The organism is Amycolatopsis mediterranei, from assembly GCF_026017845.1.
GTDB lineage: Bacteria > Actinomycetota > Actinomycetes > Mycobacteriales > Pseudonocardiaceae > Amycolatopsis > Amycolatopsis mediterranei.
In genome coordinates, this window is the sequence record NZ_CP100416.1 from 8792596 (window position 1) to 8819241 (window position 26646).

At 71.6% G+C, this 26646-nt stretch carries 28 protein-coding genes and 2 pseudogenes; 17 read left to right on the plus strand and 13 right to left on the minus strand.

Annotated features, from left to right (window positions below; genetic code table 11):
* Nucleotides 1–28: 28 nt before the first annotated feature.
* The 5 genes and pseudogenes from ISP_RS39610 to ISP_RS39625 all read left to right on the plus strand — a co-directional run.
* Nucleotides 29–393 (plus strand): annotated as a pseudogene (locus ISP_RS39610) (IS66 family transposase zinc-finger binding domain-containing protein); the annotation flags it as partial.
* A gap of 87 nt (nt 394–480) precedes the next feature.
* Nucleotides 481–579, plus strand: a pseudogene (locus ISP_RS48435) (hypothetical protein); the annotation flags it as partial.
* Nucleotides 580–582: 3 nt separating this feature from the next.
* Nucleotides 583–762, plus strand: coding sequence for a transposase (locus ISP_RS39615; RefSeq protein WP_013229410.1), 180 nt, complete (start codon nt 583–585; stop codon nt 760–762).
* Nucleotides 763–817: 55 nt separating this feature from the next.
* Nucleotides 818–2047 carry an HNH endonuclease signature motif containing protein gene (locus tag ISP_RS39620; RefSeq protein ID WP_014467670.1) on the plus strand — a complete coding sequence of 410 codons (1230 nt, stop codon included), beginning with the start codon at nt 818–820 and terminating at the stop codon, nt 2045–2047.
* A gap of 907 nt (nt 2048–2954) precedes the next feature.
* Nucleotides 2955–3395 carry a GNAT family N-acetyltransferase gene (locus tag ISP_RS39625; protein ID WP_013229412.1) on the plus strand — a complete coding sequence of 147 codons (441 nt, stop codon included), beginning with the start codon at nt 2955–2957 and terminating at the stop codon, nt 3393–3395.
* Between the two features lie 2 nt (nt 3396–3397).
* Here the strand turns inward: ISP_RS39625 and ISP_RS39630 are convergent, their stop codons facing one another.
* Both ISP_RS39630 and ISP_RS39635 read right to left on the minus strand, forming a co-directional pair.
* The gene (locus ISP_RS39630; protein WP_230468566.1) at nt 3398–4096 is read right to left on the minus strand and encodes a hypothetical protein; all 699 of its coding nucleotides are present in this window, start codon (nt 4094–4096) and stop codon (nt 3398–3400) included.
* An 88-nt stretch (nt 4097–4184) separates the two neighbouring features.
* The gene (locus tag ISP_RS39635; protein WP_013229414.1) at nt 4185–4880 is read right to left on the minus strand and encodes an SDR family oxidoreductase; all 696 of its coding nucleotides are present in this window, start codon (nt 4878–4880) and stop codon (nt 4185–4187) included.
* Between the two features lie 103 nt (nt 4881–4983).
* Between ISP_RS39635 and ISP_RS39640 the strand changes: the two genes are divergently transcribed.
* The 3 genes from ISP_RS39640 to ISP_RS39650 all read left to right on the plus strand — a co-directional run bounded on the left by ISP_RS39640 (nt 4984) and on the right by ISP_RS39650 (nt 7535).
* Entirely contained in the window at nt 4984–5898 is a 915-nt protein-coding gene (locus ISP_RS39640; protein WP_013229415.1) for a LysR family transcriptional regulator, read from the plus strand.
* Between the two features lie 195 nt (nt 5899–6093).
* Nucleotides 6094–7272 carry a lytic transglycosylase domain-containing protein gene (locus ISP_RS39645; RefSeq protein WP_013229416.1) on the plus strand — a complete coding sequence of 393 codons (1179 nt, stop codon included), beginning with the start codon at nt 6094–6096 and terminating at the stop codon, nt 7270–7272.
* Nucleotides 7273–7277: 5 nt separating this feature from the next.
* The gene (locus tag ISP_RS39650; RefSeq protein ID WP_013229417.1) at nt 7278–7535 is read left to right on the plus strand and encodes a hypothetical protein; all 258 of its coding nucleotides are present in this window, start codon (nt 7278–7280) and stop codon (nt 7533–7535) included.
* Here the strand turns inward: ISP_RS39650 and ISP_RS39655 are convergent.
* Entirely contained in the window at nt 7532–8302 is a 771-nt protein-coding gene (locus ISP_RS39655) for a TetR/AcrR family transcriptional regulator (protein WP_013229418.1), read from the minus strand. The genes ISP_RS39650 and ISP_RS39655 overlap by 4 nt on opposite strands.
* 62 nt (nt 8303–8364) lie before the next feature.
* On the opposite strand from ISP_RS39655, the gene ISP_RS39660 reads away from it, so the two are divergent.
* Nucleotides 8365–8778 carry a DnaJ family domain-containing protein gene (locus ISP_RS39660; RefSeq protein ID WP_013229419.1) on the plus strand — a complete coding sequence of 138 codons (414 nt, stop codon included), beginning with the start codon at nt 8365–8367 and terminating at the stop codon, nt 8776–8778.
* On the opposite strand, the gene ISP_RS39665 is transcribed toward ISP_RS39660, so the two are convergent.
* Complete coding sequence (locus ISP_RS39665; protein ID WP_013229420.1) at nt 8761–9405, minus strand: YidC/Oxa1 family membrane protein insertase; 645 nt, start codon at nt 9403–9405, stop codon at nt 8761–8763. The genes ISP_RS39660 and ISP_RS39665 overlap by 18 nt on opposite strands.
* 78 nt (nt 9406–9483) lie before the next feature.
* Nucleotides 9484–9756 (minus strand): DUF6412 domain-containing protein, encoded by a 273-nt coding sequence (locus ISP_RS39670; protein ID WP_013229421.1) that lies wholly within the window; start codon nt 9754–9756, stop codon nt 9484–9486.
* A 70-nt stretch (nt 9757–9826) separates the two neighbouring features.
* On the opposite strand from ISP_RS39670, the gene ISP_RS39675 reads away from it, so the two are divergent.
* From ISP_RS39675 to ISP_RS39690, 4 genes are all read left to right on the plus strand, one after another.
* Nucleotides 9827–10948 carry a metallophosphoesterase gene (locus ISP_RS39675; RefSeq protein ID WP_230468567.1) on the plus strand — a complete coding sequence of 374 codons (1122 nt, stop codon included), beginning with the start codon at nt 9827–9829 and terminating at the stop codon, nt 10946–10948.
* A gap of 87 nt (nt 10949–11035) precedes the next feature.
* The gene (locus ISP_RS39680; RefSeq protein WP_013229423.1) at nt 11036–11830 is read left to right on the plus strand and encodes an alpha/beta fold hydrolase; all 795 of its coding nucleotides are present in this window, start codon (nt 11036–11038) and stop codon (nt 11828–11830) included.
* 29 nt (nt 11831–11859) lie between these two features.
* The gene (locus ISP_RS39685; protein WP_013229424.1) at nt 11860–12378 is read left to right on the plus strand and encodes an O-acetyl-ADP-ribose deacetylase; all 519 of its coding nucleotides are present in this window, start codon (nt 11860–11862) and stop codon (nt 12376–12378) included.
* 28 nt (nt 12379–12406) lie between these two features.
* Nucleotides 12407–13054 carry an HAD family hydrolase gene (locus tag ISP_RS39690; protein ID WP_013229425.1) on the plus strand — a complete coding sequence of 216 codons (648 nt, stop codon included), beginning with the start codon at nt 12407–12409 and terminating at the stop codon, nt 13052–13054.
* Here ISP_RS39690 and ISP_RS39695 read toward each other — a convergent pair.
* Nucleotides 13044–13511, minus strand: coding sequence for an NUDIX domain-containing protein (locus ISP_RS39695; RefSeq protein ID WP_013229426.1), 468 nt, complete (start codon nt 13509–13511; stop codon nt 13044–13046). The genes ISP_RS39690 and ISP_RS39695 overlap by 11 nt on opposite strands.
* Before the next feature lie 111 nt (nt 13512–13622).
* Here ISP_RS39695 and ISP_RS39700 point away from each other — a divergent pair, with 111 nt between their 5' ends.
* Nucleotides 13623–14060: a DoxX family protein gene (locus ISP_RS39700; protein ID WP_013229427.1), complete on the plus strand. Its 438-nt coding sequence runs from the start codon at nt 13623–13625 to the stop codon at nt 14058–14060.
* Between the two features lie 15 nt (nt 14061–14075).
* Here ISP_RS39700 and ISP_RS39705 read toward each other — a convergent pair whose 3' ends face one another.
* From ISP_RS39705 to ISP_RS39725, 5 genes are all read right to left on the minus strand, one after another.
* Nucleotides 14076–14678, minus strand: coding sequence for a GTP-binding protein (locus ISP_RS39705; RefSeq protein ID WP_004561734.1), 603 nt, complete (start codon nt 14676–14678; stop codon nt 14076–14078).
* Nucleotides 14659–15030, minus strand: coding sequence for a DUF742 domain-containing protein (locus ISP_RS39710; RefSeq protein WP_004561733.1), 372 nt, complete (start codon nt 15028–15030; stop codon nt 14659–14661). The genes ISP_RS39705 and ISP_RS39710 overlap by 20 nt, the downstream gene beginning before the upstream one ends.
* On the minus strand, nt 15027–15446 hold the full coding sequence (locus ISP_RS39715) for a roadblock/LC7 domain-containing protein (RefSeq protein ID WP_013229428.1): 420 nt from the start codon (nt 15444–15446) through the stop codon (nt 15027–15029). Before ISP_RS39715 ends, ISP_RS39710 begins: the two co-directional genes overlap by 4 nt.
* Nucleotides 15446–18040: a sensor histidine kinase gene (locus tag ISP_RS39720; RefSeq protein WP_013229429.1), complete on the minus strand. Its 2595-nt coding sequence runs from the start codon at nt 18038–18040 to the stop codon at nt 15446–15448. Before ISP_RS39720 ends, ISP_RS39715 begins: the two co-directional genes overlap by 1 nt.
* A gap of 597 nt (nt 18041–18637) precedes the next feature.
* Nucleotides 18638–19294, minus strand: a complete 657-nt coding sequence (locus ISP_RS39725) for a hypothetical protein (RefSeq protein ID WP_013229430.1) — start codon at nt 19292–19294, stop codon at nt 18638–18640.
* Nucleotides 19295–19506: 212 nt separating this feature from the next.
* Between ISP_RS39725 and ISP_RS39730 the strand changes: the two genes are divergently transcribed.
* The gene (locus tag ISP_RS39730) at nt 19507–21366 is read left to right on the plus strand and encodes an AMP-dependent synthetase/ligase (protein WP_013229431.1); all 1860 of its coding nucleotides are present in this window, start codon (nt 19507–19509) and stop codon (nt 21364–21366) included.
* Here the strand turns inward: ISP_RS39730 and ISP_RS39735 are convergent.
* Nucleotides 21363–22262: an SDR family NAD(P)-dependent oxidoreductase gene (locus tag ISP_RS39735; protein WP_013229432.1), complete on the minus strand. Its 900-nt coding sequence runs from the start codon at nt 22260–22262 to the stop codon at nt 21363–21365. The two genes, ISP_RS39730 and ISP_RS39735, sit on opposite strands and share 4 nt — an antisense overlap.
* Nucleotides 22263–22566: 304 nt before the next feature.
* Between ISP_RS39735 and ISP_RS39740 the strand changes: the two genes are divergently transcribed.
* Both ISP_RS39740 and ISP_RS39745 read left to right on the plus strand, forming a co-directional pair.
* Entirely contained in the window at nt 22567–23814 is a 1248-nt protein-coding gene (locus ISP_RS39740) for an MFS transporter (protein ID WP_013229433.1), read from the plus strand.
* Nucleotides 23815–24098: 284 nt separating this feature from the next.
* Nucleotides 24099–25541 (plus strand): GGDEF domain-containing protein, encoded by a 1443-nt coding sequence (locus ISP_RS39745; RefSeq protein WP_013229434.1) that lies wholly within the window; start codon nt 24099–24101, stop codon nt 25539–25541.
* Here ISP_RS39745 and ISP_RS39750 read toward each other — a convergent pair.
* On the minus strand, nt 25519–26646 hold the full coding sequence (locus tag ISP_RS39750; protein WP_013229435.1) for a hypothetical protein: 1128 nt from the start codon (nt 26644–26646) through the stop codon (nt 25519–25521). The two genes, ISP_RS39745 and ISP_RS39750, sit on opposite strands and share 23 nt — an antisense overlap.

Here is a 26646-nt window from a genome sequence, read left to right on the forward strand (position 1 = left end):
CCTGTCCCTGGTCGACGATCCGGACAGGATCCTCGACCACGCGCCGTCGGCGTGCTCGGGCTGCGGCGAGGCCTTGCGCCGCGCTCACCGTGTGGGGATGGTCCGGCGGCAGGTGGTGGATCTGCCGCCGGTGCGTCCGTCGGTGACCGAGCATCGCCTGCACCGGCTGCGGTGCCGCGGATGCCGTCATGTCACGACCGCGCCCGCGCCGGCCGAGGCGACCGCGCCCGCCTGCTACGGACCGAACGTGACCGCGTTGGCGGTCTATCTGCTGACCTACCAGCACATCCCGGTCGCGCGGACCGCGCAGCTGCTGGCGGACCTGCTCGGGCTGCCGGTGTCGACCGGTTGGGTCGCCGGTGTGCTCACCCCGGTAGCCACCAACCTCGGCGAGTTCGCCGAGCAGGTCGAGCAGGCGTTACGGGCAGCGCCGGTGGCGCACTTCGACGAAACCGGCATCCGGGTCGAGGGGAAGAACTGGTGGCTGCACGTCGCCTGCGCGACTACCGGCACCAGGTGCTGCTGTTCGCCCGCGACCTCACCGTCCCGTTCACCACCAACCAAGCCGAACGCGACCTCCGCATGATCAAAGCCCAGCTGAAGATCTCCGGCGGCTGGCGCACCCGACACGGCGCCGACGCCTGGCTACGCGTCCGCGGCTACATCTCCACCGCCCGCAAGCACAGCCTCCACCTCATCACCACACTCCGTGACGCCATCACCGGAAACCCTTGGCTGCCAACCACTATCGAAATGGCCTGAACAGTTACCCCTTTCGTGTGATGAACTGGTGTTCGATCCTCGGTAATCTTGAGTTATGACCGACAACGCGGCCCTCCCCTCCGATGCGGTGGTCCTCGCCGACCGCATCGGTGAGCTGGTCGCGTGCATGCGGGCTGCCGAAGCGAAACTTGGTGCCCTGCTGGTAGAAATCGAGCAGCGCGGAGTGATGGAGCTGTTCGGTTACCGTTCCGCCGCGCGGCTGCTGGAGCACCTCGCCGACATCCCGAAGCAGGCCGGTGAACGGATGGTGAAACGCGCCCGGGCTCTCCACCCGGGCCGCAACCTCGACGGCAGCCCGATTCCCGCTCTCGCCCCTGCGACCGGTGTTGCCGCGCGCGCTGGGGAGCTGAGCACCCCGATGATCGACGTGATCACCGGTGTCCTCACCCAGGTCCCGCCCGAGCACCATGCCGGCGTTGAGCAGAATCTCCTGTCATTCGCCGCCGACGCCGGACACAAACAGGTCGCCGCCCTCGGCGCCAGGATTCTGGCCCACCTGAACCCCGACGGCACTGAACCCGCCACCACCGAACCCGCCACCCCCACCCGGGAACTGTTCCTGCGCCGCAAAAGAACCGGCATCTGGGAACTGAACGGCACGTTCGACGACGAGACCGGCACCCGCGCCAGTGCTGTGCTCGACGCCATCGCCGAGCGCCGCACCAGCGACGAGGGCCCCGACCACCGCACCCTGCCCCAACGCTACGGCGACGCCTTCTCCGACACGATCGACCTCGCCCTCAACTCCCCAGACCTGCCCACGCAAGCCGGGGAACGAGCCCACGTGATGGTCGCGGTGTCGCTAGCAGACCTGAAGACCGGGGTCGGGACGGCCACCCTCGGCGACACCGGCGAGATGTCCGCCGCGGAAGCACGGGTGCACGCCTGCGACAGCATGATCATCCCCGCCGTCCTGGGCGAGAAAAGCGAACCCCTCAACCTCGGCCGCCTCCGCCGCCTGATCTCCGCCGGGCTCCGCCGCGCCCTGTACCTACGCGACCGCGGCTGCGCGTTCCCCGGCTGCCACCGCCCACCCCGCCACTGCCAAGGCCACCACATCCGCCACTGGGCCGACGGCGGTCCCACCGACCTCACCAACCTGGTCCTGATGTGCGCCCACCACCACCGGCTCCTGCACCGCTCCGGCTGGCAAGTCCGCATCGCCGCCGACGGCCTCCCAGAGTTCCTCCCACCAGCGTTCCTCGACAAACGCCGAAAACCCAGGCGCAACAACCTCCACCAACCACTCCCATTCGCAGCCTGAACACGGGAAAGGCCCGCAGCCACACGGCTACGGGCCCACACCCACGCGACCCGCCGAAGACACTCGCGCCGCACAAACTCCGCTAACGGCCCCACTTCCCAGCCGTAGACGAAGGCGCCCGATTCCGGCCACAGCCCGCACGGTGTCGACCGGCCGCGCCAGCACCACGCTCCAGCCTCCGGTGGGGGCCGGGCACATCTGCACCCACCGCGCGCCCGCCCGCAAGCGCTACCAATGGCCCCAGCCCCGCGAGCGAAGCGAGCTCCTCCACACCACCGCGAAGGGCCCGGCGCTCAAGGCACCGCGGCGCCGCCGACCCCAGCCCCGCAGGCGAAGCAGGCGCGCCCCAAGCACCAACGGTGCAGCCGCACAGCCCGGCAGCTGACAGTGCGCACCCGCACCCGGCGGGCCCTCACCGTCCATCCGGCAACCAGGGCCCCGCACCCTCCAGCGCCGCCGTCACCACCGCTCCGGCCGCGACCCGCCACCGGCGGCCAACCCACCCACTCGCGCGCGTGACCAGCCAGAAAGTCCGCCAACGAACACCGGGCCCCCGGCGAAGGCCTACCGAGGCCGGCGCCGCCAAAGGGCGGTCACCGCCGCCAATGCTCGGGCTCCCGGGGACGGTACCTGCACCGCCGCCTCGGGGCCGATTCGGCGGCGCATGCGGTAGGCCAGCTCCAGCACTTCCAAATCCTCAGGGCGCCGGCGGCCACGGACATCCGGCCGCAGCATCAGCTCCCCCACCGAGACGCGTCTGCCACTGGCACGGTGCGCCGTGCGCGCCATCAGGAACCTCCGCTGCTTTGCCGACCCGGGCTCCGCGATTCTATGAATTTGATTCGGGTTCGTCACCTTACTGGTGAGTTGTGTCCGGTACATGTCCCCCGCGCGTTAGCCTTCGTTCATGATCACCATTGGGGGCCTTACCGAAAAAGACCGCACTGCCTGGGAAAACCTGTTCGCCGGCTACAACACGTTCTACGGCAGGACCCTCGCGCCGGAACTCGTGGACCGGGCGTGGCGCGAGTTCGCCGACGGGGAGCGGATGCACGCCCTCGGGGCGTGGGCCGATGGCGAACTCGTCGGCATCGTCCACTTCCTCACGCACGCCAGCACCACCTCCGCCGACGTCTGCTACCTGCAGGATCTCTTCACCGACGCCAACGCCCGCGGGCGCGGGGCCGGGCGCGCCCTCATCGAAGCCGTTGCCGGCTGGGCTCGAGCGCGGGGATGCGTGCGCGTCTACTGGCACACGCAAACGTCGAACGCGACCGCCCGGCGGCTCTACGACCAGGTCGCGCTCGACAAGGGCTTCATGCAGTACCAGATTCCGCTCGGCACCTGACCTCAGCGGCGGTGCCGGCCACCGCCGCCGCATCCCTGGTGGTGCTCACCGAAGGAAAAGCCGGCCGGGCGGCGGCCACCCCACATCGCCGGCCAGTCCGGGGTTCCCGGGCGGCCGCGCGACCAGAGCGGGATGTCCGGGATCTCGTGGCGCACCGGCGCCGCCTGCTGCGGCTGCGGCGGCTGCAATTTCGCCTTCACCGGCGCCTTCACCTTGTCGACGATCTTCACCGCGCGCGCCAGGGTTCCGCGGTGCGCGGCCGGGCTGACGGAATTCGATTCCGGATCGACGGCTGCCGGGGAAATTCCGGACGGGTCACTCGGTGGCGCTACGGATTCCGGAGTCACGGGAGCCGGCGGCGACGCATGCTTGGCCGGCGGCACGACGACGTCCGCCGGCAGCGGGACCAGCGCCACCGCCGGGGGTTCCAAGCCGACCGGTGGCCAGGCCGCACCCACGTCGCGTGAGGACGGCATCGACACCGCCGCGCTGACTCCGCCCGTCAGCGCCAGCGCGCCCGCGACCACGGACAACATCCGCAGCCGCGTCAGCGACCGCAAGACCTGCGGCTTCTCCCGGTGGCGCGCCACCCGCGGGAAGACGACGGTGTCCTCGTCGCGGTAACGATCAAGCGCTGCGTCGGACCGGACCAGCAGCTCGGCGACGGTGACCTGCTCTCGGCGCGGAGCCCTACGTGCCATCGAACCCTCCACCTGGGCTGTCCGGACGGGCGGCAACGCGTCCGGACGGCCGATCATAGGAACGCTTCAAGTCCGTGTAAAGGCTCGCTCACCCGAGCCGGCCGCCACCGTCCACATGCAGCACCGAACCCGTGACGAACGGGTTCGCCAGCAGGTGCAGCGCGGCCGCCGAAACGTCCTCGGGCCGGCCCACCCGGCGGGCCGGATTCGCCTCCGCGGTTCGCCGGAAGAACTCCGCCTTCCCCTCGCCGAGCCGGTCCCACGCACCCGAGTCGACGATGCCCGGGGAAATCGCGTTGACCCGGACCGGCGCGAGGTCCACGGCGAGCGCTTCGGCGAGGAACGCGACCGCGCCGTTCGTGGTCGCCATGACCGTCCTTTCCGGTGCCGGGCGCCAGGCGGCGACGCCGGAGAACAACACTATGGCGCCCCCTTCGCGGAATCGCGGCGCGAAGTGCTTGGCGAGCATCAGGGGACCGACCACTTTGGCCTCGAAAGCCCGCGCGACCGCGGCCCGCTCCAGCGCCGTGACCGGCCCGTTCGCCGGGGCCGCGGCGAGCGAGACCACGAAGTCCACTTCGCTCACTTCCTCGGCAAGCGCTTTCAACGACGATTCCTCACCGAGATCCACGAACGCGGCCCGGACGCCACGCTCCGCCAGCGCCGCCGGATTGCGCCCGGCCCAGATCACCTCCGCCCCCGCCGCGTGCGCGTCCGACGCGATCCGCCGGGCGATCCCCGAGCCGCCGCCCACGATGACCAGCCGCTTTCCCTCGAACGACATCTCCGTGCTCCTTTCGTCTCGCACACGGCGTTCAGCGCCGGGCAGCCCCGGAACAATCCCGTCGCGATCCGAAGGTTTTCGATTGCTGCGATAGAATTCACGAATGCCTACGCTGCGCGCGCTCGAGTGCCTGGTCGCGGTCCTGGACGCGGGCTCGATCACCGAGGCGGCCGCGCGGCTGCACCTGTCGCAGCCCGCGCTGTCCCACCAGATCGGCGCGCTGGAACGTGAACTGGGAACACCGGTGCTGGAACGGCTGCCTCGCGGAGTCCGCCCGACCGCCGCCGGGCGGGCGGTGCTCGCGGACGCGCGGGCGGCGCTGGCCGCCGCCGAGCGGGTGGTCCGGACCGGGCGCGCGGTGGCCGGCGGCGGCGAAGGCACCCTGCGCGTCGCGTGCGCGGAGAGCATGACCGCCGGGCTGCTCGCCCCCGTCCTGCGCGCCTGGCACCGCCACCGGCCGGAAGTGCTGATCACGCTGACCGAGACCACGAGTGCGGACGCGCTGGCCGAAGCATTGGAAACGGGCGAAGCGGACATCGCGGTCGGGCCGCGGCCGAGCCGCTGGACCGGGTCCGCCGAGGTGGTCGGGCGCGAGGAGATCGTCGTGGCGCTGACCGCGGACCACCCGCTCGCCGCCCGCACGGCCGTCCCGATGACCGCCCTCGCGGGCATTCCGGTGGTGCACTACCACCGGGACAATGGTCTTGGCAGCTGGCTCGACCAGGAGGCGGCGCGGAGCGGGACGGTGCTGGACGCGGTGATGCGGACGAGACAGGCGGCGACGGCGGCCCAGCTCGCGGCGGCGGGGCTCGGGGTGGCACTCGTCCCGACCACCGCGCTGACACGGACCTTCCCGGGGGCGCTGCGGCGGCTGAAGCCTCCGCTGCACCGCGACGTCGTGACGTTCACCGCGACGCCGTCGGATTCGCTCGTCCGGCGGTTTTCCTCGGACGTGACGCACCGGGGGCTCACCGTGCCCGGTGTCCTGTCGGACAAACTGTCCGCACCACCCGGTTAAGTCCTGGTGAATCTGACAGATTTCCTACGAAGGTTTTATGCCATCCAGACGAACTTCTCCATCAGGAGTCGATTTGGCTGTGGCATTCGCCAAAGTTTGGTTCCATCGGATAGCTTGCTCCTACCGGTCAGTACCGGTGGGTGAGGCCGATCGGGTGAGGCGATCAGCGTCAGATCGAGGGAAGCGGGGACGACCATGCCCAAGCACCGGCCACGTCGCACGAGCGCGCGTTCGGTCCGCCGGACCGCCGCCGCGCTCGCGGGTGGGGCGCTCGTCGTGCTGCCGACGCTGACCACGGGCCTGCCGGCGCCGGTCGTGGTGGCCAAGACCGGCGACAGCCTCCCGGACCAGGCCGTCGCCGCCGCTCCGCCGCAGCAGCAGCCGAACATCGTCATGCCGCCGATCGCGGTCGACGGCAGCCTGCCCCAGCCGCCGCTGCCCGAACCGCTGGTCGTGCCCGGCGGGCGGGCCGGCTCCGCCGGCATCTCCGGGTCGCTCGGCATCCCGGCGAGCATGCTCAAGGCGTACCAGAACGCGGCGAACATCCTCGCCAAGGAACAGCCGAACTGCCACCTCGACTGGGCACTGATCGCCAGCATCGGCCGGATCGAGTCCAACCACGCCCGCGGCGGGTACGTCAACGCCAACGGCGACACGCTGGAGCCGATCCTCGGCCCGGTGCTCAACGGCGCGGGCGCGTTCGCCGCGATCCCGGACACCGACGGCGGCAAGTACGACGGCGACGCGGTGTGGGACCGCGCGGTCGGCCCGACGCAGTTCATCCCGTCGACGTGGCGCGGTTACGCCTCCGACGGCAACGGCGACGGCGTGTCCAACCCGAACAACATCTACGACGAGACGCTGGCCACCGCCCGCTACCTGTGCTCGGGCGGCCTCGACCTCTCCACCGACGCCGGCCAGCGGATTGCCGTGCGCCGCTACAACAACTCGCAGTCCTATGTGGACACCGTGCTCGCCTGGGCCACGGCCTACCGCGGCGGGGTGGCCCAGCTGCCCGACAGCCAGGTGCCGATCGGCGTGCCGAACGCCCCGGACGCCGCCGCGGCCGGGTCCCCGGTCGGCGTCCCGGCCCCGCCCGCGCCGCCGGTCGACACCCCGCCGACGGAGACGCCGTCGAACACCCCGACGACGCCCAGCACGCCGGACCCGGCCACCTCGACGTCGCCCACGTCCCCGACCACGCCGACCACGCCGACGTCCTCGGACCCGGTCACCCCGCCCTCGACCGACCCGACCACGCCGCCGCCGTCGACGACGAGCACCACCACCCCGCCGCCGTCGTCGACGGCGGCCGCCCCGGCCAACTCGACGGATGCCCCCACCGAAACCACCTCGACCAGCTCGGCCGGGTGAGGCCGGTGGAGCCGTTCCTGGTGCACATCCGCTGCGACACCGACGGCTACACCCATGCCGTCACCGAAGAGGAGTTCGCGGTGGGACGGCACGAGGGGCGGTTCCGGGCGGTGTGCGGGCACGTCGTGCTGGCGGCGCCGATGATCGAAGAACCCGGCCGGTTCGACCCGGTCTGCCGGGACGTCCTGCGCGCGGCCTCGGCGGCTCCGGCGGAGGTCCCCCAGCAGGAGCGACGCCGGCTGCGGTGGCGCAGCCGGCGCTAGTCCACCAGGGCCTGGATGCCGTCGAGCATCCGGTTCAGGCCGAACTCGTACGCCGTGTCGCCCTGGGCCTTGGCGCTCTGGTCGAAGCCCCCGCCGAGCCAGATGCGGTTCATCGCCGGGTGCGCGTCGACGACGAAGTAGTTTTCCCAGAACGACGACCGCTGGTGCCACCACGCCTCGGTCGACTGGCCGGTGCTGCGCTCCAGCCGGGTGTTCTCCGCGCCGAGCGCGGCGTTCGCGTCGACGTACGTGCCGATCCCGTTGGCCGCCGCGACGGCCTGCCGCGGCGGCAGCCCGAGCGCGTCCATGATCGACAGCAGGTACTCCTGGCCCGCCAGCTGGCCGGGGCCCAGCGGGGGCCGGACGCGCGAGACCTCGCACAGCCACGGGTGGTCGCGGTAGACCTGCCGGGTCCGCTCGGCGTAGAGCGCCACCTGCTCGCGCCAGTCCCCGCGGCGCGGCTCGCCCGGCCCGGGCAGCCGCCGCCCGACGAGCACATCGTCGACCATCAGGTCCACCAGCTCGGCCTTGCCGGGCACGTAGGTGTAAAGCGTCATCGTGCCGGCGCCGAGCTCCTTGGCGACGCGGTGCATCGACGCGGCGGCGAGCCCGTCGGCGTCCGCGACCGCGATCGCGGCTGCGACGATCCGCTCGATCGTCAGCGTCGGGCGGCGGCCCCTGGTCGGTTCGGCGCCACCACCGCGGGCGCGCCAGAGCAGCGCGAGCGTCCGATCGACGTCTTCGGCGCCACTGCGTTCGACGGTCATGCGGTCCCCTCGCTCGTCATCCGGACATTACCCTGGAGAGCGGACGGAGGGGGTGCGAGGAGATGAGCAGGCGCAAACCACCGAAGGTGTCCTTCCGCTGGTGGGTCGACCGGCAGATCGCCGAAGCCCGCGAGCGCGGCGAGTTCGACGACCTGCCCGGCACCGGCAAGCCGCTGCCCAAGCCCACCGGCAACGACGCCGTGACCGACTGGGTGCTCCGCGAAGTCCGGAAGGGCGGGCACGACACGACGGTGTTGCTGCCGCCGTCACTCGCGCTCAAGCGCGAAGTCCAGGACCTGCCGGGCAAGCTCGCCGCCGAGCGCACCGAACGGCGGGTGCGGCAGCTCGTCGAGGACCTCAACGAGCGGATCCGGCAGGCCTACCTCAACCACCTCTCCGGCCCACCGCTCACCGTCGCGCTGGTGGACGTCGAAGAGGCGGTCGAGGACTGGCGCCGCTCACGAGCCGCGTCGTAGCAACGCCCGTTCCGCCGCGCTCCACGCCGTCGTGGTGAGCAGGTAGATCCCGGCGGCCTGCGGCACGACGAGCGTCGCGAGCACGGTGCCGTAGGGCAGCAGCCGCAGCAACTTCCCGCCCGGAACGTCGGCCGCGGCGGGTTGCCGGCGCACCGAGAACCACGCGACGACGGCGAGCCCGGCCGCGATCACGAACACGAGCGGGCTGCCGGCCAGGCCGTGCGCGCCCAGCGGCGTCCCGAGCAGGGTCGCGCCGAGCAGCGAGTTGGGTTCGCCGCCGATCGTGGCCGTGGTGAACAGCCGGTACATGACCATGAAGAACGGCAGCTGCAGCAGCATCGGCAGGCAGCCGACGAACAGGGACGTCCCGGACTCCTGCTGCAGCTTCGTCATCTCCGCGGCCAGCCGCTCCCGGTCGCGGCCGTGCTTTTCCCGCAGGGCCGTGATCTCCGGCAGCAGGGCGGTTCGCGCTCGTTCGCCGCGGGCGGCCGACCGGGCGAGCGGGTGCAGCAGCAGCCGCACGCCGAGGGTGAACACGACGATCGCCAGCGCCGTCGAGAGGGGGCCGGTGAGCACGTGGATCAGGTGGTACGCGCCTTCGACGGGCACGTCGAGAAAGCCGAACATGGGCAGCACTCCGCTTGAACAAGAAGGGCATGAGTGGAAGGGGTGGAGGTGAGCGGAATGGCTGCGCGGAAGTGGTTCCTACGCAGCCGTGCTGCGGGAACCGGGTGCTCGTGGGCGGCTTCGGCCCGGCCGGCTTGGGTCGCGGAGCCGGATCGACTCGGCGCGCCGGGCCCGGCGGCGCAACGCCGTGGCGCGGCTGCGCACCGGCGCCGACCACAGCGCGAGCTCGGCGCGGTGCGTGCTGCCGACCAGCAGGACGGCCAGCAGGCTCGCGGCGGCGAGGGAGGCGAAGGCGACCAGCGCGAGAGGGCTGGTCAACGCGGGAAACGCCAGCTCCAGCAAGGTGTGCACGACGTCCCCCTTCCGTCCCCCTCCAGACTAGCGAAAACGGTAACAGCCCGATGGGCTGTAACCTGGTTCGATGAGAGGGCAACTCGTCGTCGTGCCGATCCTGGCCATGCTCCTGCTGTTCGGCGTCCCGTGGTGGACGCTCGTCCTGGCTCCGGAGTGGGGCCTCGCCGGCACGATCGCCGGCACCGCCGTGGTGGTGCTGGGCCTGGTCACGATGCCGTTCGCGATGTTCCGCGGCCATTCCCGGCACCAGAGCGACGCCGCCGCGCGCCTCGGCGACTCGCTGCTCGCGGTGATCTGGGTGCTGTTCAGCTGGTCGATCCTGAGCCTGGTGCTGCGGGTCGCGCTGCTCGGCGTCGACGACCCGGCGCGGTCGCGGATCGTCGCGGGCGCGACCGCGCTGATCGCCGCCGGGCTGCTCGTGCACGGCCACCGCGTCGCCATGCGCGTGCCGCCGGTGAAGGCGGTCGACGTCGCCATCCCGCGGCTCGGGCCCGGGCTCGACGGCCTGCGCGTCGCGGTGCTGACCGACACCCACTTCGGGCCGATCGACCGGACGAAGTGGTCGGAGGAGGTCGTCGCGGCGGTCAACGCGCTCGAGGCGGACGTCGTCTGCCACGCCGGCGACCTCGCCGACGGCGCGGTGGCCAAGCGCCGCAAGCAGGTCGACCCGCTCGGCGGCGTCCAGGCCGGGCTCGGGCGGTTCTACATCACCGGCAACCACGAGTACTTCGGCGAGGCACAGGCGTGGCTCGACCACATGGAAGGGCTCGGCTGGGAGACCCTGCACAACCGCGCGACCCTGCTCGAGCGCGACGGTGACCGGATCCTGTTCGCCGGCATCGACGACCCGACCGGCACGGCGTCCGGGCTGCCCGGCCACGGCCCCGACCTGGCCGCGGCGCTGGCCGACCGGCCCGCCGGCGTCCCGGTCGTGCTCCTGGCGCACCAGCCGAAGCAGGTCCGCGAGGCCCGCGAGGCCGGGGTCGACCTGCAGATCTCCGGCCACACGCACGGCGGGCAGATCTGGCCGTTCCACTACCTGGTGCGGTTCGACCAGCCGACGCTGTCCGGACTGACCCGGCACGGCGAGACGCAGCTGTACAACAGCCGCGGCACGGGGTTCTGGGGGCCACCGTTCCGGATCTTCGCGCCCAGCGAGATCACGCTCCTGACCTTGCGTTCCGCCTGACGTTCTCCCTTCCGCCGCCCTGAACGGGCACTACCGACAACTTTTTTTGTCTTGACAGATCGAAGCGTCGGAGTCAGGCTGGTCCCCATGACGACGACCACCTCTGCCGACGGCACCCAGATCGCCTACACCCGCGCCGGGTCCGGCCCCGCGCTCGTCCTCGTGGACGGCGCGATGTGCTACCGCGGCTCGTCCCCCAACGACGCGCTGGCGAAGGAGCTGGCCACGCACTTCACGGTGTACACCTACGACCGCCGCGGCCGGGGCGAGAGCGGCGACACCGGGCCGTACACGGTCGAGCGCGAAGTCGAGGACGTCGCGGCGCTCATCAAGGAGGCGGGCGGCGAGGCGTTCCTGTTCGGCATTTCCTCCGGCGCGGCCCTGGCCCTCGAAGCGGTGAACCAGGGACTCCCGGTGACGAAGCTGGCGCTGTACGAGCCACCGTTCGTGGTGGACAGCTCCCGGCCCCGCGTCCCGGCCGACTACGCGACCCGGCTCGACCAGGCGCTGAAGGAGGGCAAGCGCGGCAAGGCGGTCAAGATGTTCATGACCGAAGGCGTCGGCCTGAGCGGCGCAACGGTGGCGATGATGCGGATCATGCCGTTCTGGGCCAAGTTGAAGAGGGTGGCCCACACGATCCCGTACGACACGGCGCTGGTGATCGAGCACCAGGCGGGCGAGCCCCTGCCGGCGGCCTGGCCGGAGGTGAAGGTCCCGGCACTGGCGATCGACGGAGGCCGCAGCCCGGACTGGATGCGCAACGGCGTGGCGTCGCTGGCGAAGGTCCTGCCGTCGGCGGAGTACCGGACACTGCCGGACCAGACGCACATCGTGAAGGCACCGGCGCTGGCCCCGGTGCTGAAGGAGTTCTTCCTGAGCTAAGGCGCCGATCGTCCGGCAGGATCGGACCCATGCGCATCCGGATCCTCGACGCCGACATCACCACGCTCGAGGTCGACGTGGTCGTCAACGCCGCCAACTCCTCGCTGCTCGGCGGCGGCGGGGTCGACGGCGCCATCCACCGCAAGGGCGGCCCCGAAATCCTGGCCGCGTGTCGCGAGCTGCGGGCGGGGCACTACGGCAAGGGCCTCAAGACCGGGCAGGCCGTTGCCACCACCGCCGGCAACCTGCCCGCGAAGTGGGTCGTGCACACCGTCGGCCCGGTGTGGTCGGCCACCGAAGACCGCTCCGGGCTCCTCGCCGACTGCCACCGCAACGCCCTGCGGGTGGCCCGCGACCTCGGCGCCCGGGTCGTCGCGTTCCCCGCCATCTCCACCGGCATCTACCGCTGGCCCTTCGAGTCGGCGGCGGAGATCGCGCTCACCACCGTCGCCGCCGCCGAGCCGGGTCCCGTCGAAGAGGTCGTCTTCGCCCTGCGCGGCGAAGCGGCCATGAAGGCCTTTCGGGCTCGTCACAACTCCCTTGCCTGAACGATCACCGAGCGGGCAGGGTGCAGGCGTGCCCACCCGCGCCCTGGTCTTCGACTTCGACGGCACGCTCGCCGACACCGAATCCGCCGTCCTGCAGTCGTGGCAAGCCGTCTTCCGGGAACACGGGACCGAACTGCCGCTGGATGCCTGGTACGCCGTCATCGGCACCCAGCGCACCACGCCCGCCATGTTCGCCCTGCTCGCCGAGCACTCACCCGGGATCGACCCGGAAGCGCTGCGGCCCCGGACCCGGGCGCACGTGCTCCGGCTGCTCGAGAACCTCGGCCCGCGCGAAGGCGTGCTCGGCTACCTCGAAACCGCGCGCGAGCACGGCATCAAGCTGGCCGTCGCCTCCAGTTCGTCCGGGGCGTGGGTGAACCCGCACCTCGAACGGCTCGGCATCGACGGCTACTTCGACGCCGTCCTCACCGGGGACCTGCACAAGGCCAAGCCCGACCCGGACCTCTACCTCGCCGCGCTCGACGCACTCGGCACGGCCGCCGAAGAGGCCATCGCCTTCGAGGACACCCCGCACGGCGTCACCTCCGCCAAGGCCGCCGGGCTGACCTGCGTCGCCGTGCCGAACGCGATCACCCGGAGCCTCGACTTCGGGCTGGCGGACGTCGTGCTGCCGTCGTTCACCGCCAAACCCCTCGAGGCGCTGCTCAGCCGCTGACCAGCGCCAGCAGCCGGTCCAGGAAGGGCAGCTGGCCCTTCACCAGCTTCTCCCGGGCGTCCGGCAGCGAGAACCACGCGACCCGGTCCACCTCGGGGAACTCCTGCTGACGACCCGAGCGCGGCGGCCACTCCATCGTGAACGTCCCGGGCACCACCGCGGCCGGATCGAGGTCGGCCTCGACCGCCCACGCCGTGACGACCTTGCCGCCCGACTGCTTCACCACGCCCAGCTCGACGTACTCGCCGTCGGGCGCGGGCAGCCCCAGCTCCTCCTCGAACTCCCGCCGGGCCGCCTTCTCGGGGGACTCGTCCGGGTCGAGCTCGCCCTTGGGCAGCGACCACGCGGCCGCGTCCTTCTTCGCCCAGAACGGCCCGCCCATGTGCCCGAGCAGCACTTCGACGTCTTCGCCGCGGCCGCGGTAGAGCAGGAGCCCGGCACTCTGTTTGCCCGCCATGAAGACAGTCTCCCGAAACTCTTCCAAGATTTTTCCGCGAGGGTGTCGAAACCGGCCGGGGCCCGATCGACGCGTAGGCAGAAGCAAGGGAAACCAGGGAAGGAACCCACCATGACCGCCACCATCGCCCGCGAAACCCGCACCACCACCCCGGCCAAGACCCAGGTCACCGGCATCGTGGTCGGCGCGAGCCGGATCGTGATCTCGTTCCTGTTCGGCTTCCACGGCCTGCAGGGATTCGGCTTCTTCGGTGGCATCGACGGCCAGGGCGGCGGCGTCCCGTTCGGCTCGTTCCCCGGCTGGTGGGGCAGCGTTTTCGAGCTCGCCGGCGCGCTGCTGCTGCTCGTCGGGCTCGCCAGCAGGCCGGCCGCCATCCTGCTGTCGGGTGTGATGGCCTACGCCTACTTCACCGTGCACGCCCCGATGGGCCTGCTGCCGCTGCAGAACATGGGCGAGCCGGCCGCGGTCTACTCGTGGATCTTCCTGCTGTTCGCCGCGGTCGGCCCGGGCCGCTTCGCGCTCGACACCTTGATCAAGCGCCGACGCTGAACGCGCGCGGTCCGATCAGTAGCCGCCCTGGGCAGCTGCGAGGTCGGACCGCGCCATCACGTGTTCCATCAGGCTGGTCAGTACCTGCTTGGTCGACTCGCGCTCGCGGGCGTCGCACAGCAGCAGCGGAACGTCCATGCCGACGTCGAGCGCCTGCCGGACCTCCTCCGTGCCGTAGCGGTACGCGCCGTCGAAGCAGTTCACGCCGACGACGAACGGCAGGTTGCGGCGCTCGAAGAAGTCCACCGCCGCGAAGCAGCTGTCGAGGCGCCGCGTGTCGGCCAGCACGACGGCGCCGAGCGCGCCCTCCGCCAGCTCGTCCCACATGAACCAGAACCGGTCCTGTCCCGGCGTGCCGAACAGGTAGAGGATCAGGTCCGGGTTGATCGTGATGCGGCCGAAGTCGAGCGCGACCGTCGTGGTGGTCTTCTGCTCGACGCCGGACAGGTCGTCGACACCCTCGGACGCGGTGGTGATGACCTCCTCGGTCCGCAGTGGCGGCACTTCGCTCACCGAACCGACCATCGTGGTCTTGCCGACCCCGAACCCGCCGGCGATGAGTACCTTGACCGCGGTCGCGGTCAGGTTCCGCCGGGGGTCAGAGTTTCCGGATGCCATCAAGAACCGCCTGCAATACGTGTCGGTTGGGGGTTTCCTGGACCGGTGCCGCGGTACGGAACAGCACCAGGTTCTGCTCGATGAGGTCGCTCAGCATCACCTTCACCACGGGCAGCGGGAGATCGACCCGGGCGGCCACCTCGGCCACCGAGACCGGCCGCTGGCACAGGGCGATGATGCGCGCGTACTCCGGTTCGAGCATGCCCGCTTCGTGCGCGGTGCGCAGTGCGACCACGAGCGTGATGAGGTCGAGCCCGAGCGTGTCCGACCGGGTGCGGCCGCCCGTGACCGCATACGACCGGACCAGGGGGCCGGCCTCGTCGTCGAACCAGGCTTCGTGCCGTGCGCTCATGGCGACGTGGGCAGGACGCCGGCGCCGGTCCGCGGAGCCGAGGTGAGGACCTGGCCGACCCGCTTCACCATCAGGTTCATCTCGTACGCGACCAGTCCCATGTCCGCGTCTTCACGGGCGAGCAGGGCGAGGCAGGCGCCCCGCCCGGCCGCCGTCACGAACAGGAACGCGTGGTCCATCTCGACCATCGTCTGGCGGACGTTGCCGCCGCCGAAGTGCCGTCCGGTGCCCCGGGCCAGGCTCTGGAACGCCGAAGCCACCGCGGACAGGTGTTCGGCGTCCTCCTCGGAAAGGTTGCCCGACCTCCCGATCAGCAGGCCGTCCGAGGACAGCACCACCGCCCGGTCCGCCCCGGCGACCCGCTTGACGAGGTCGTCCAGCAGCCAGTCGAGCTCGTGGGCGCCTGAGTTGACCATTACTCGCGCTCTCCGTACCTGTCGTCGTTCTCGGAAAACTCTTCGTCTCGGGCCCGCCGGGTGCCCTGCTGGAAGGCGGACAGCCTGCTGCGGGCGACCTCCGGCGAGTCCAGCCGGACCTCTTCACGCTCCTGGGCGGGCTTGTCTTCCCGCAGCTGGGGCACGAGGTTCTGCTGACGTCGCCGTTGCGGCAGCGGCGGCCGGCCGGGCGCCTCCGGGCGGCGCGGCTGCTGCGGGCGGCTTTCGGGCGTCGCCGCGGCCCGCGGCTCCTGCGGCGGCCACACCGGCTGCTGCGCGGACGGCCGTGCCGGGCGCGAGGACCGGGCGGGCGGGGCGGGCGGCCGGACCGCGGCCACCGGCTGGGCCTGGGTCGGCTGGCTCACCGGCTCCGACACGGACCCGACCGGGACCGGCGTCGGCCCGGACGGCGGCTGCGTGGCCGGCGACAGCGGGACCTGCGACAGCGTCGAGGTCGACACCGTGGACGGCGACCGGTCCGGGGCCGGCGGCGGGACGGTAACCGGCGGCGCCGCTGCGGGCGGCGGTGTCACGGCCGCGGGAGCCATGACCGGCGCCGGCGGCGCGGGCGGCTCGGTGCGGTGCCGGGCCGGGCGGCGGACCGGCCGCTTGAGCGGCGCGACCTCGTCGTTGGCCATCGTCTCCGGCTCGACCGGGTTCGGGACGAGCTCCGGCTTCGGCGGGGTGATCGGCTGCTCCGGCTCGGTCTCCGCCAAGGGGGCCAGCAGGTCGGTGCGCACCAGCACGATGGCCCGGGTGCCGCCGTAGGCCGACTCCCGCAGGTGCACCTGGATGCCGTGCCGCGCGGCCAGCCGCGCGACCACGAACAGGCCGAGGCGGGGTTCGTCCGACAGCGCCATGATCCCGAAGTCCGGCGGGTCGGCCAGCATCGTGTTGATCTCTTCGGTCTGGTCCGGCTCGAGCCCGAGGCCCTGGTCCTCGACCTCGATCACGACGCCCTTGCCGACCACGTTGCCGCGGATCTCGACCCGCGACTGCGGCGGCGAGAACGCCGTCGCGTTGTCGATCAGCTCGGCGAGCAGGTGCACGAGGTCGCCGACGACCGGGCCGCGGATGGCGATCTGCGGCAGCACGGCCGTCTTGACCCTGGCGAAGTCCTCGGTCTCGGCGGACGCGCCGCGGACCAGCTCGGCCAGCCCGACCGGGTTGCGCCACTGGCGGCCCGGCTGGCCGCCGCCGAGGATGATCAGGTTCTCCGCGTTGCGCCGGGCGCGGGTGGAGAGGTGGTCGAGCTGGAACAGCGTGTCCAGCTGCTCCGGGTCTTCCTGCTTGCGCTCGGCCTGGTCGAGCACCTTGAGCTGGCGGTGCACGATGACCTGGCTGCGGTGGGCGATGTTGAGGAACACCGTCTTGGTGCCCTCCTTGGTCTTCGCCTCCTCGATGGCGGCCGCGATGGCGGTCTGCTGCGCCTTGTTGAAGGCGTCGGCGACCTGGCCGATCTCGTCGGTGCCGTGGTCGAGGAAGTGACCGCCTTCTTCGAGGTCGACGGGCTCGCCCGCCTGGACGCGCGCCACCAGCTCGGGCAGCCGGACCTCGGCCGCGTCGAGGGTGTCCTCGCGCAGCCGGTGCAGGCGGCCGATGAGCCGGTTCGACAGCCGGACGGCGACGAACACCACGAAGACCGCGAACAGGACCGCGACCACGCCGGCGATCAGCGACTCGGTGAACGTCGAGTCGGCGTCGTTGATCGCGGCCTGGCTCGCGTTGGAGCTCTGCAGGATGAAGATGCCCATCAGCGCGGAACCGACCTGGCGGGCGGCGGTGCGCCACTGGTCCTGCGGCACCGGCAGCTTCGACAGGTCGCCACGCAGGAACGTGGTCTCGACCTGGTTGACCGTCTGCCACGGCTGGCTGGCCAGCAGCTCGTCGTACTTGGCCTTGACCTCGGGGATCAGCTTCGGCGCCGACGCGTCGAGCTGGGCGTGGTAGGCACCGACCTGGCCGACGTAGGTCCGGAAGTCGTCGTTGCTCAGCCCGCCCGCGGCCAGCCCGGCGGCGGCGAGGGCGTCACTGCGCTGCATCTCGTCGGCCGCGGTGAACAGCGGGATGGCGGTCAGCCGGTCGAACGCGTTCTGGGCGCCGCGCGCGTTCTGCGCGAGCCCGGCCACGCCGTCGGTGAACTGGTCGATCATCTTGTTGTAGTAGACGAAGGCCTGGTTGATCTGCATCTGGCCGCCGTCGATCGCCTGCCGGTTCTGCGGCAGCTGCTGGTACAGCCCGAAGAACGTGGTGATGTTCTTCAGCACGCTCGGCGGGGTGTCGTCGTAGTCGGCGAAGCTGTCCTTGAGGTACTGGATCGTCTTCGCGGCGTTCTCGTCCGTCTTCGGCCGGACGGCCGCGAGCACGGCGCGCTGGTTGCTCTGGCCCGCGAGCAAGCTCAGCGTGGCCTGGCGCTCCTGCTGCAGGGAGGCGAGGAAGGGGATCGACGGGGCTTCCGAGCCCCGGATGCGGTTCGTGTAGTCCCGGCCGGTGACGGCGTCGTAGATCAGGTAGCCCGCGAGGGCCACCCCGACCAGCAACAGCGCGACACTGGGGACGAGCGCGATCGTGAGCACGCGCTTCCGAATCGAGGATCCCCGGTTGCGTCGAAGAGAAATCTGCTTCACCTGGGTCCGTTTTCCTTCCGGCAGTACATGGTTTCGGGTCGCCCGAGGCGTTCGACACCCGGATTCCGACCAGCCGGATCAACATCACCGTGGTCTGCTTCGCCCGCGACGACGTTAGGCAGCCCTCCAGGGCGCGTCAAGTCCGTGGCGAGAACGTGATCTTGAACCGGTGACCCGTCAACACTCGCCGCCTGCGCTTGGAAAGTCCACCACCGTAAGTCGTGACGTTCGTCGCAGGGCGACTTTCGTTCCACGCACGGATGTGAGCACTGGGAGCGCTCCCGTTCGCCGCCGCGCGTCCCGGTCCGCCCCTCTACGTACGACAGCGGCGAATCGTTCGGTGACAAACATCACGGACCCGCACTCGCCCCTCCGGACCCCGCCTTCGTCCGGAGTAGACAGCCCCGGGAAAGCGGAATGCGCAGGATTGGGGAACACCGCCACGGATTCACCGGAGACCGAGTCGTAATTCCCGGCATTCCGCAATCGCAGCCGGCTGATCACGCTGCGGTGGCCCGGTACCGGTTCCGCGACCGCGGCCGGCGATCAGCCGGGGAACTCGTCGGCCAGCGTGTTCCAGAAGAGCAGCTCGTAACTCTGGAAGAGCCGGGCGCAGCGGTGCGCTTCGCGTTCGTCGAGCCGGTGGGCGTCGAGGCCGGCCTGGATCGCGGCGAGCGCTTGTTCTTCTATTTCCGGCACGTCCGCAGCAAAGAAGTCGAAGAACGCACATTGCTCGTCGGTGAAGCCGTAGTGCGCGCGCATGCCGGCGGCGACGTCCCGGCAGTACCGGCCGAAGGCGGCGAAGTTGGCGAAGATCCCCGCCGCGGTGGCCGACGACTCGCCGTTCAGCGCGAGCCAGGCGACGTAGGCCGGGTAGACCTGGCAGCCCGCGCGCGGGCGTTCCTTCCCGTGGTCCGGACCGGTCGCCGCGAGCAACGCGTCGAGCATCCCGTTCGCCTGCTGCTCGCCCGGCGCGAGCCCGCCGAAGAAGGTGCGCGCGTTCGGTTCGTCGGCCCGGGCGGCCAGCGCGTGGAAGCTCCGCCAGTCACTGAGCGTGATCAGCTTCTCCTCGGCGGCGAGCGCGGCGAACACCGCGCGCGGCGCCCGGCCCGCGGTGATCAGCGGCACGAGCCGGTTGTCGTCGTCGCGCGGCGCGAGTTCGGCCTGGATCTCTTCGAGCAGCTTGCGCGCCGACCGCGTCATCGGTTCCCCCCGGAGTCCGCCGTCCCTCGTGGCAGCAGTCCCTCCATTGAAGCGCGGTTCCGGCGCGAACGCCCGTGTACACAGTGGACAGTCGTGAGAGCCTGACCGCTTTGTCCGGTTCGACGGCGACGGTTGACGTGGCCGCGATTCTCTATCCCCCTGCGCCGGGAGCCCCTACAGTGTGGCCATCCGGAGTACCGAGGAGGCCAGCGTTGACCACCCCGTCCGTCGCCGAGCAGACCGAAGGCCAGACGATCCCGCGGCTGCTGCACCGCAACGCGGTCGAGTACCCGGACCTGCCGGCGATCACCTCGCTCGACCTCGAAGGACAACCGACGCTGACGTGGGCGGAGTTCCGCACCGCGATCGCCGAGGTCTCCCGCGGGCTGGCCGGGCTCGGGCTCGCCGCGGGTGACCGCATGCTGATCATGGCGCCCGGCTGCCCCGACCACATCATCGCCGACCTCGCCGCGACGCACCTGTCCGCGATCCCCTGCACCGCCTACGCCACGCTCAGCCCGGACCAGATCCGGTTCGTCGCGCGGCACAGCGCGGCGCCGGTCGTGGTGCTCGGCGGGGAGAACGAGCTGGCGCGCTGGCGGCCGGTGCTCGACGACCTCCCGGCGCTGCGGCACGTCGTCGTCATGGACGAGACCGCGCTCCCCGAAGGCGACGACCGGTTCCTCACCCTCGCCGAGCTGCGCGCCCGGGGCCGGGAAGCGCTTGCCGCCGACCCGGACTCCTTCGAACGGTCCTGGCAGGAGATCAAGCCGGACGACCCGCTGTCCATGATCTACACCTCCGGCACCACCGGCGACCCGAAGGGCGTGGTGCTCTCGCACCGCAACGCGGTCCACCAGGCGTACGCGGTCACCGAGCTGCACCACCCGCCGATGCACGCGACGAACATCGCGTACCTGCCGCTCGCGCACATCGCCGAGCGGGAGCTGTCGATCTACCTGCCGATCGTCTGGGCGGGGCACGTGCACACCCTGGCCGACCCGACGGGGGTCGTCGGCGCGCTCGGCAAGGTGCACCCGCAGAGCTTCTTCGGCGTCCCGCGCGTGTGGGAGAAGATGGTCGCCGGGCTCAAGAACATGCTCGCCGGCGTCCCGGAGGACCGGCGCACCGCGCTGCTGCAGGCGAACGAGCTGCTGCAGCAGGGCTACAAGCTGCGCAGCGCCGGGAAGCCGGTGCCCGCGGACCTGGCCGAGAAGATCCGGCAGGCCGACGAAGCCGCGCTGGCGCCGGTGCGCGCCCTGCTCGGGCTCGACAAGGTGCTCGTCGCCTCCAGCGGCGCGGCCGCCATCCCGGTGGAGATCATCTACTTCCTGGCCGGTCTCGGCATCGAGATCTGCGAGGTCTGGGGCCTGTCCGAGACGACGGGCGCGGCGACGTCCAACTCCGGCGCGGCGTTCCGCGCGGGCACGGTCGGCAAGCCGCTGGACGGCGTCGAGGTGAAGGTCGCCGAGGACGGCGAGCTGCTGGTGCGCGGCCCGATCGTGTTCCTCGGCTACCTGCAGGAGGACGGCACGATCGCCGACGCCACCGACGCCGACGGCTGGTACGCCACCGGCGACATCGGCACGATCGACGAAGACGGCTTCGTGACGATCACCGACCGCAAGAAGGAACTGATCATCACCTCGAGCGGCAAGAACATCGCGCCGACCCGCGTCGAGGGCCTGCTCAAGGAGCACCCGCTGATCGGCCAGGCCGTCGCGATCGGCGACGACCGCCCGTACGTGACGGCGCTGATCGTGCTGGACGACGAGATCGCGCCCGGCTGGGCCGCGGCGAACGGCGTCGAGGCCGCCCCCGAAGACCTCACCGACCTCGCGAACCACCCGGCGGTCCGAGCCGAGCTGGAACGCGCGGTCGAGTCGGCCAACAGCAGGCTCGCGCGGATCGAGCAGATCAAGCGCTACCACGTGCTGCCGAAGGCGTGGACGCCCGAATCCGGCGAGCTGACCCCGACGCTCAAGCTCAAGCGCCGGGTCATCAACGACCGGTATTCGGCCGACATCGAGGCGCTCTACGCGGCGGCGCGCGAGCCCGCGGCGGGCGCCTAGGCGGTCCGGGGCGAGGTCGTGTCCGTCCATTTGCGCAGCCGCGGCGGGACGCGCTTTTCCAGGCCGTAGTTCTCCAGGTGGGCGGAGAAGACCTCGTCGAACGCCTTCTGCACGGTCTCGGTGTCCCAGATCGGGCGCTCGAGGATCGGCTGCTTGAGGAACGGCTGGCCCATGATGTGCAGCTGCGGGCCGTTGCACCGGATCATCTGGCCGGTGATGCCGTCCGAGCCGTCGCCGAGCAGGAACAGCACGACCGGCGCGATCCGCGCCGGCGTGCGGTCCGGCGGGCAGGCGCGCAGGGAGCGTTCGGACTTCCACACCATCCGCGTGTGCGCGAGCGGGCAGACGGCGTTGACGCGGATCCCGACGTCCTCGAGGTCGAGGGCCCAGGAGTAGGTCAGGGACGCGACCGCGCCCTTGCTCGCCGCGTACACGCCGAGCTTGCGCTGCCCGAGCGAAGCACCCGAGGAGATGTTGACGATCGAGCCGCCGGTGCCCGCGTCGACCATCGCCTTGATCGCGGCCAGGCCGGTGTTCACCACACCGAGGACGTTGACCGCGACGAGCTCCCGCGCCTGCTCGGCGTCGTCCTCCCAGGGCAGCGCCTCGTAGTTCAGCCCCGCGTTGTTGACCAGCCCGTCGATCCCGCCGAACTCCTTGACGCACAGGTCGACGATCTCCTGCGCCTCGCCCGCCTCCGCCACGCTGTGCCCGCTCGCGACGGCCCGGCCGCCGTGCGCGCGGATGGTCTCCGCCGTCCGCTCCGCCAGCTCGGCGTCGACGTCGTTGACCACCACTGCCCCGCCCGCGCGCGCGATGTGCACCGCGAACGCCTCGCCAAGACCCCGGCCGGCGCCGGTGACCACGACCGCCTTGCCCTGCATCAACCCGTCCATCGCTTCTCCCCGATCTGCAGCGCCGGCGGCGCGCGGTCCGTCCACCCCGGCCGGCTCACTGTCCAGTCTTGGCCCATTCGGTCCAACGCGGCATCGGCGCCACGACGAGCGGCCGCCGCCCTGCGCCGAGCGAGTCCGGATCGATCAGTCCGGACGTACCCGCGGGCCGGTCACGAGGGGGTGACCGGCGCGCATTCCGGGGACATCGGGGCGTAACCGGCGGCATACTGTGGGTACTTTCCGGTGGTCGACCGTGACTCCCCCGGATGGGGTCGTCACCGGAGAGGCACAATGCGGACGGTCCATGTTCACTCGATCGGGGGACGGCGGTGACGAGGTGACAACACGCGCGACACCCCGGCTCCGGGCCGTCCTGGCCAACCGGGAGTTCCGCGCGCTGTGGTTCGCCGAGACGCAGTCGATGCTCGGTGACCAGCTGACCATCGTCGCGCTGGCCATCCTGACCTTCGACCGGACCGGGTCGCCGCTGCTGTCGGCCGTCGTCTACTCCCTGACGTTCCTGCCCGCGCTCGCCGGCGGGCTCGGGCTGTCCCAGCTCGCCGACCGGTTCCCCCGGCGCGCGGTGCTGGTGACCGGCTCGTTCGCGCAGGCCGTGCTGATCGGGCTGATGGCCCTGCCCGGGATGCCGATGGGCGGGCTGTTCGTGCTGTTCGTCCTCGCGCGCCTGGCGAACGCGCCGGGCAACGCGGCGCAGAACGCGCTCGGCCGCGAGGTCTTCGCCGCCGACGACGTCTACCTGCGGAGCCAGGACCTGCGCGGGATCACGAACAACACCGCGATGCTGGCCGGCCTGGCCGTCGGCGGGCTGCTGGTGACCACGATCGGCACCTCGTGGGCGCTGGCGATCGACGCGCTGACGTTCCTGGTGGCCGCCGTCGCCGTGCGGCTGCTGGTGCTGCGCCGGCCCGCCGCGGGCGACGGCGGTGCCCCGTGGTTCGGCGCCGTCCGGCAGGTTTTCGGCGACGAACGGCTGCGGGTGCTGCTCTACCTGTCCTGGCTCGTCGGCCTGGCGGTGATCCCGGAGGGCCTCGCGGCGCCGCTCGCCGCGCAGCTGGGCGCGGGCGAGCAGGCGGTCGGCTGGCTGCTGGCCGCCGATCCGCTGGGCTTCGTGGCCGGGACGTTCCTGCTGTCGCGGTTCGTCACGACCGAGCACCGCCGCAAGCTGCTCGGCGTGCTCGCCGCGCTGCCGCTGGCCGCGCTGGCGGCGTTCGCGCTGCGGCCGAACCTGGTGTTCGCGCTGATCCTGCTCGCGCTGGCCGGCGCGACGGGCGCGTACGTCATCACGGTGTCGGCCACGTTCATCACGTGGGTGCCGAACGACATCCGGGGCAGCGCGGGCGGCCTGTACCGGACCGGGCTGCGGGTCGCGCAGGGCGTGGGCGTCGGCGTGGGCGGGCTGGTCGCGCAGGCGCTGGGGTCCGCGCACGCGACCATCGCGCTCGCGGGCGCGGTGGGACTGCTGCTGGCCATGCCGGTGGCGTTCGCCTGGCGCCGGGTGGGCGGGGCGGAGCCGCAAGCCTGGCCGTCGTGAGCGCCAGGTGCCACCTCCGGGGTACGGCCAAGATCATGAATGGCATTCGCGGACGTCACGGGTGACAATTCGAGGGTGGTCAGAAGTCGCGGTTGCTCATGGGGGCCACCTCCATGCGGGGAGAGTCTCGCAGAACCTTTTGCGCCGCGTTCCCGGCAGTTACTCCGGGACCTTGACCGGTCCGTTGCTGTGGGATGGTACCCGGCCACGGAATGCGTGAACACTCTGCCAGGTACCGATGAGATTACTCAAGGCCGGGACTAGGCTGGAAAGGAGGTGACCAATTGCATCCAGGACCGGACGGGGACGCGGGCGCGCCGGGCGAACCAGGCGGTGAGCAGGCGGCGCGGGCGGCGGCGTCCCAAAACCGCGGCGCCGCGGAACCGGACGTGACCACAGGTACGCCCGCGACCACGACCAGTGGCTTCCCGGCGACCGCCCGGGCCCACCACGCGTACTGGCCGGGCAACTGGGCGCTCTGGCGCCGCCGGCCGGTGCAGGTCGCCTTCATGCTGGTGGCCGAAGCCGTCGCGGTGACCGTTCTCGCCGTGTCGTTCGCACGCTCGCCGATTCCGTCCGGAAACGACTGGATCAATTTCGCGATTCTGGCCGCGGGTGCCACCGTCCACATTCAACTGACCCAGCGCCAGGAAGAACGACGGCGCGACCGGACCAAAACGGTGCTGATCGACCTCACCGCCGTGTGGACGTTTTCCGCCGCGATGATACTGCCGGTACCGCTCACCCTTTTCGTCATCGCCGTGATCCGGCTGCAGCACTGGTTCATCGCGCGGCGGCCCGCCCACAACTTCATTTTCTCGTCCATCACGCACGGCCTCGCCGGCGCGCTCGCCCACCTCACCTACACGGCACTCGGGCCGCACTTGCTCGGCCGGCCGGGCTGGGGCGACTTCCTCCGCGAGTTCGGCACCATCGTCGTCACCGGAGCCATCTACGAAGCGATCCAGATCGCGTACGTGGGCGGGGTCCTGCTACTCGGATCCCCCGCCGGGCGCACGGTTCGTAACGTGCTGGGCAGCCCGGCCGACAACATGCTCGAAGCGATCACCATCGGCCTCGGCGCGGTGACCGCGATCCTGCTCGCCGCCGTCCCGCCGATGGTGGCGGTGATGGCCGTGGTCACCGTGGTCTTCAATCGCCTCGCGGAACTCGATCAGCTCCAGAACGACGTCCGGACGGACCCGAAAACGGGCATTCTCAACATGCGTGGCTGGTCGGAGGCGGCCGAACGGGCTCTTGAACGGACCTCCCGATCGGGTGATCAGTTGGCGCTGCTGATGGTCGATCTGGACCACTTCAAGTGGATTAACGACACCTATGGACATCCGGCGGGCGACGACGTGCTGCGCACCGTCGCGCAAACGCTCGACGAAGTGACCAGACCGAGCGACTTGGTCGGCCGTTTCGGCGGCGAGGAATTCCTGATTCTGCTGCCGGACATCGACGAAGACGCGACGTGGGACGCCGCCGAGCGCATCCGCATCGCGATCGCCAAGCTGCACATGGTGACCACGGACAAGCGCGGCGACCCGGCAACCATCGCCGACCGGACGACGTCGATCGGCGTGGCCCGCCACCCCCGCCACGGCGACACCCTCGAGCGCCTCCTCCAGTCCGCCGACGCGGCGGTCTACCTGGCGAAGGAGAACGGCCGCGACCAGGTCTGCTTCGCCCCGGACACGGTCACACCCCCAGCCGGACGGTGAGTTCGAGTTTGACGAGCACCTCGGCGCAGGTCCCGGCCGAGGCCGGGTCAAGGCGTACCCGCTCCCCGCGGTAGCCGGCGGACTCGAGCCGCAGGACGCGCGCGCCGGGCGCGGGACGGGGGTGGCACCAGTGCCGGACGGTTCCGGTGCCGGCGTGGTCCCTGGCCAGGAGCAGGTACTCGTGGCCGAGGTCGTCGGCGACCCGGTCCAGGCCGTTCCACCACAGGGCGCGGAGGGTGAGGCCGTCGCCGTCGCGGAGGAGCTCGACGGGCGGATCGGCGTGGACGTCGACCCGGAAGCCACGGTCGGTGACGCGGACCGAGCGGACGTGGAGGAACGCGCTGCCGCCGGCCGGGCCGGGGGGAGGCGGTGAGCCACGGTCACCCGAAGCGGGTCGGCCTCCCTCGCCGGGACCCGGCGGCAGGCCGGTCGCATCACCCGCACCGTCGCCCGGCGGCACGCCCACCGGCTTGGCGCCCGACGGCGAACCACCGCTCGCCGGCCGTGGGCCGCCCGCATCACCCGCACTGTCGTCCGGCGGGACGCCCACCGGCCCGGAGCCCGACGGCGAACCACCGTCCGGCCAGGGCAGGAGTACCTCGCGCCCGCCCGCGCCGGCCTCGGCCCGCGGCAACAGCGCCGCCACCGCCAGCTCCGCCGCCCGGCGGCCGTCCTCTTCCCCCGGGACCTCCCGGACCCCGCGCAGCTGCCCCGCCAGTATCCGGTGCCCGAGCACGTCCGCCCAGGCCAGCGCCGCTGTCCGCAGTCCCGGCTCGGTGGCCAGCCGGTCGAGCAGCGGCCGCGCCTGCCTGACCCTGCTGAAAAACGCCGCGCGGACCAGCCGGGCGGCCTCCGGGCCCCCTTCGCCCGCCGCGAAGAAGCCCGTCATCGCCCGGTCCAGCGCCCGCAGCTGAGCGGCCAGCACCACCCGGCCGACCGGCCCGGGGTGCGCCCGCGCCAGCTCCGGCGGCGCGCAGTCGCGCAGCGCACCGGCCAGCACCCGCAGCTCCGGCGTGCGCGGTTCGCGCAGCCGGGCGCCGGGGGCGAGCCGGCGCAGTGCGCGCACGGTGTTCTCCGCGGGCACGGCGAGCTCGGTCGAGCGCAC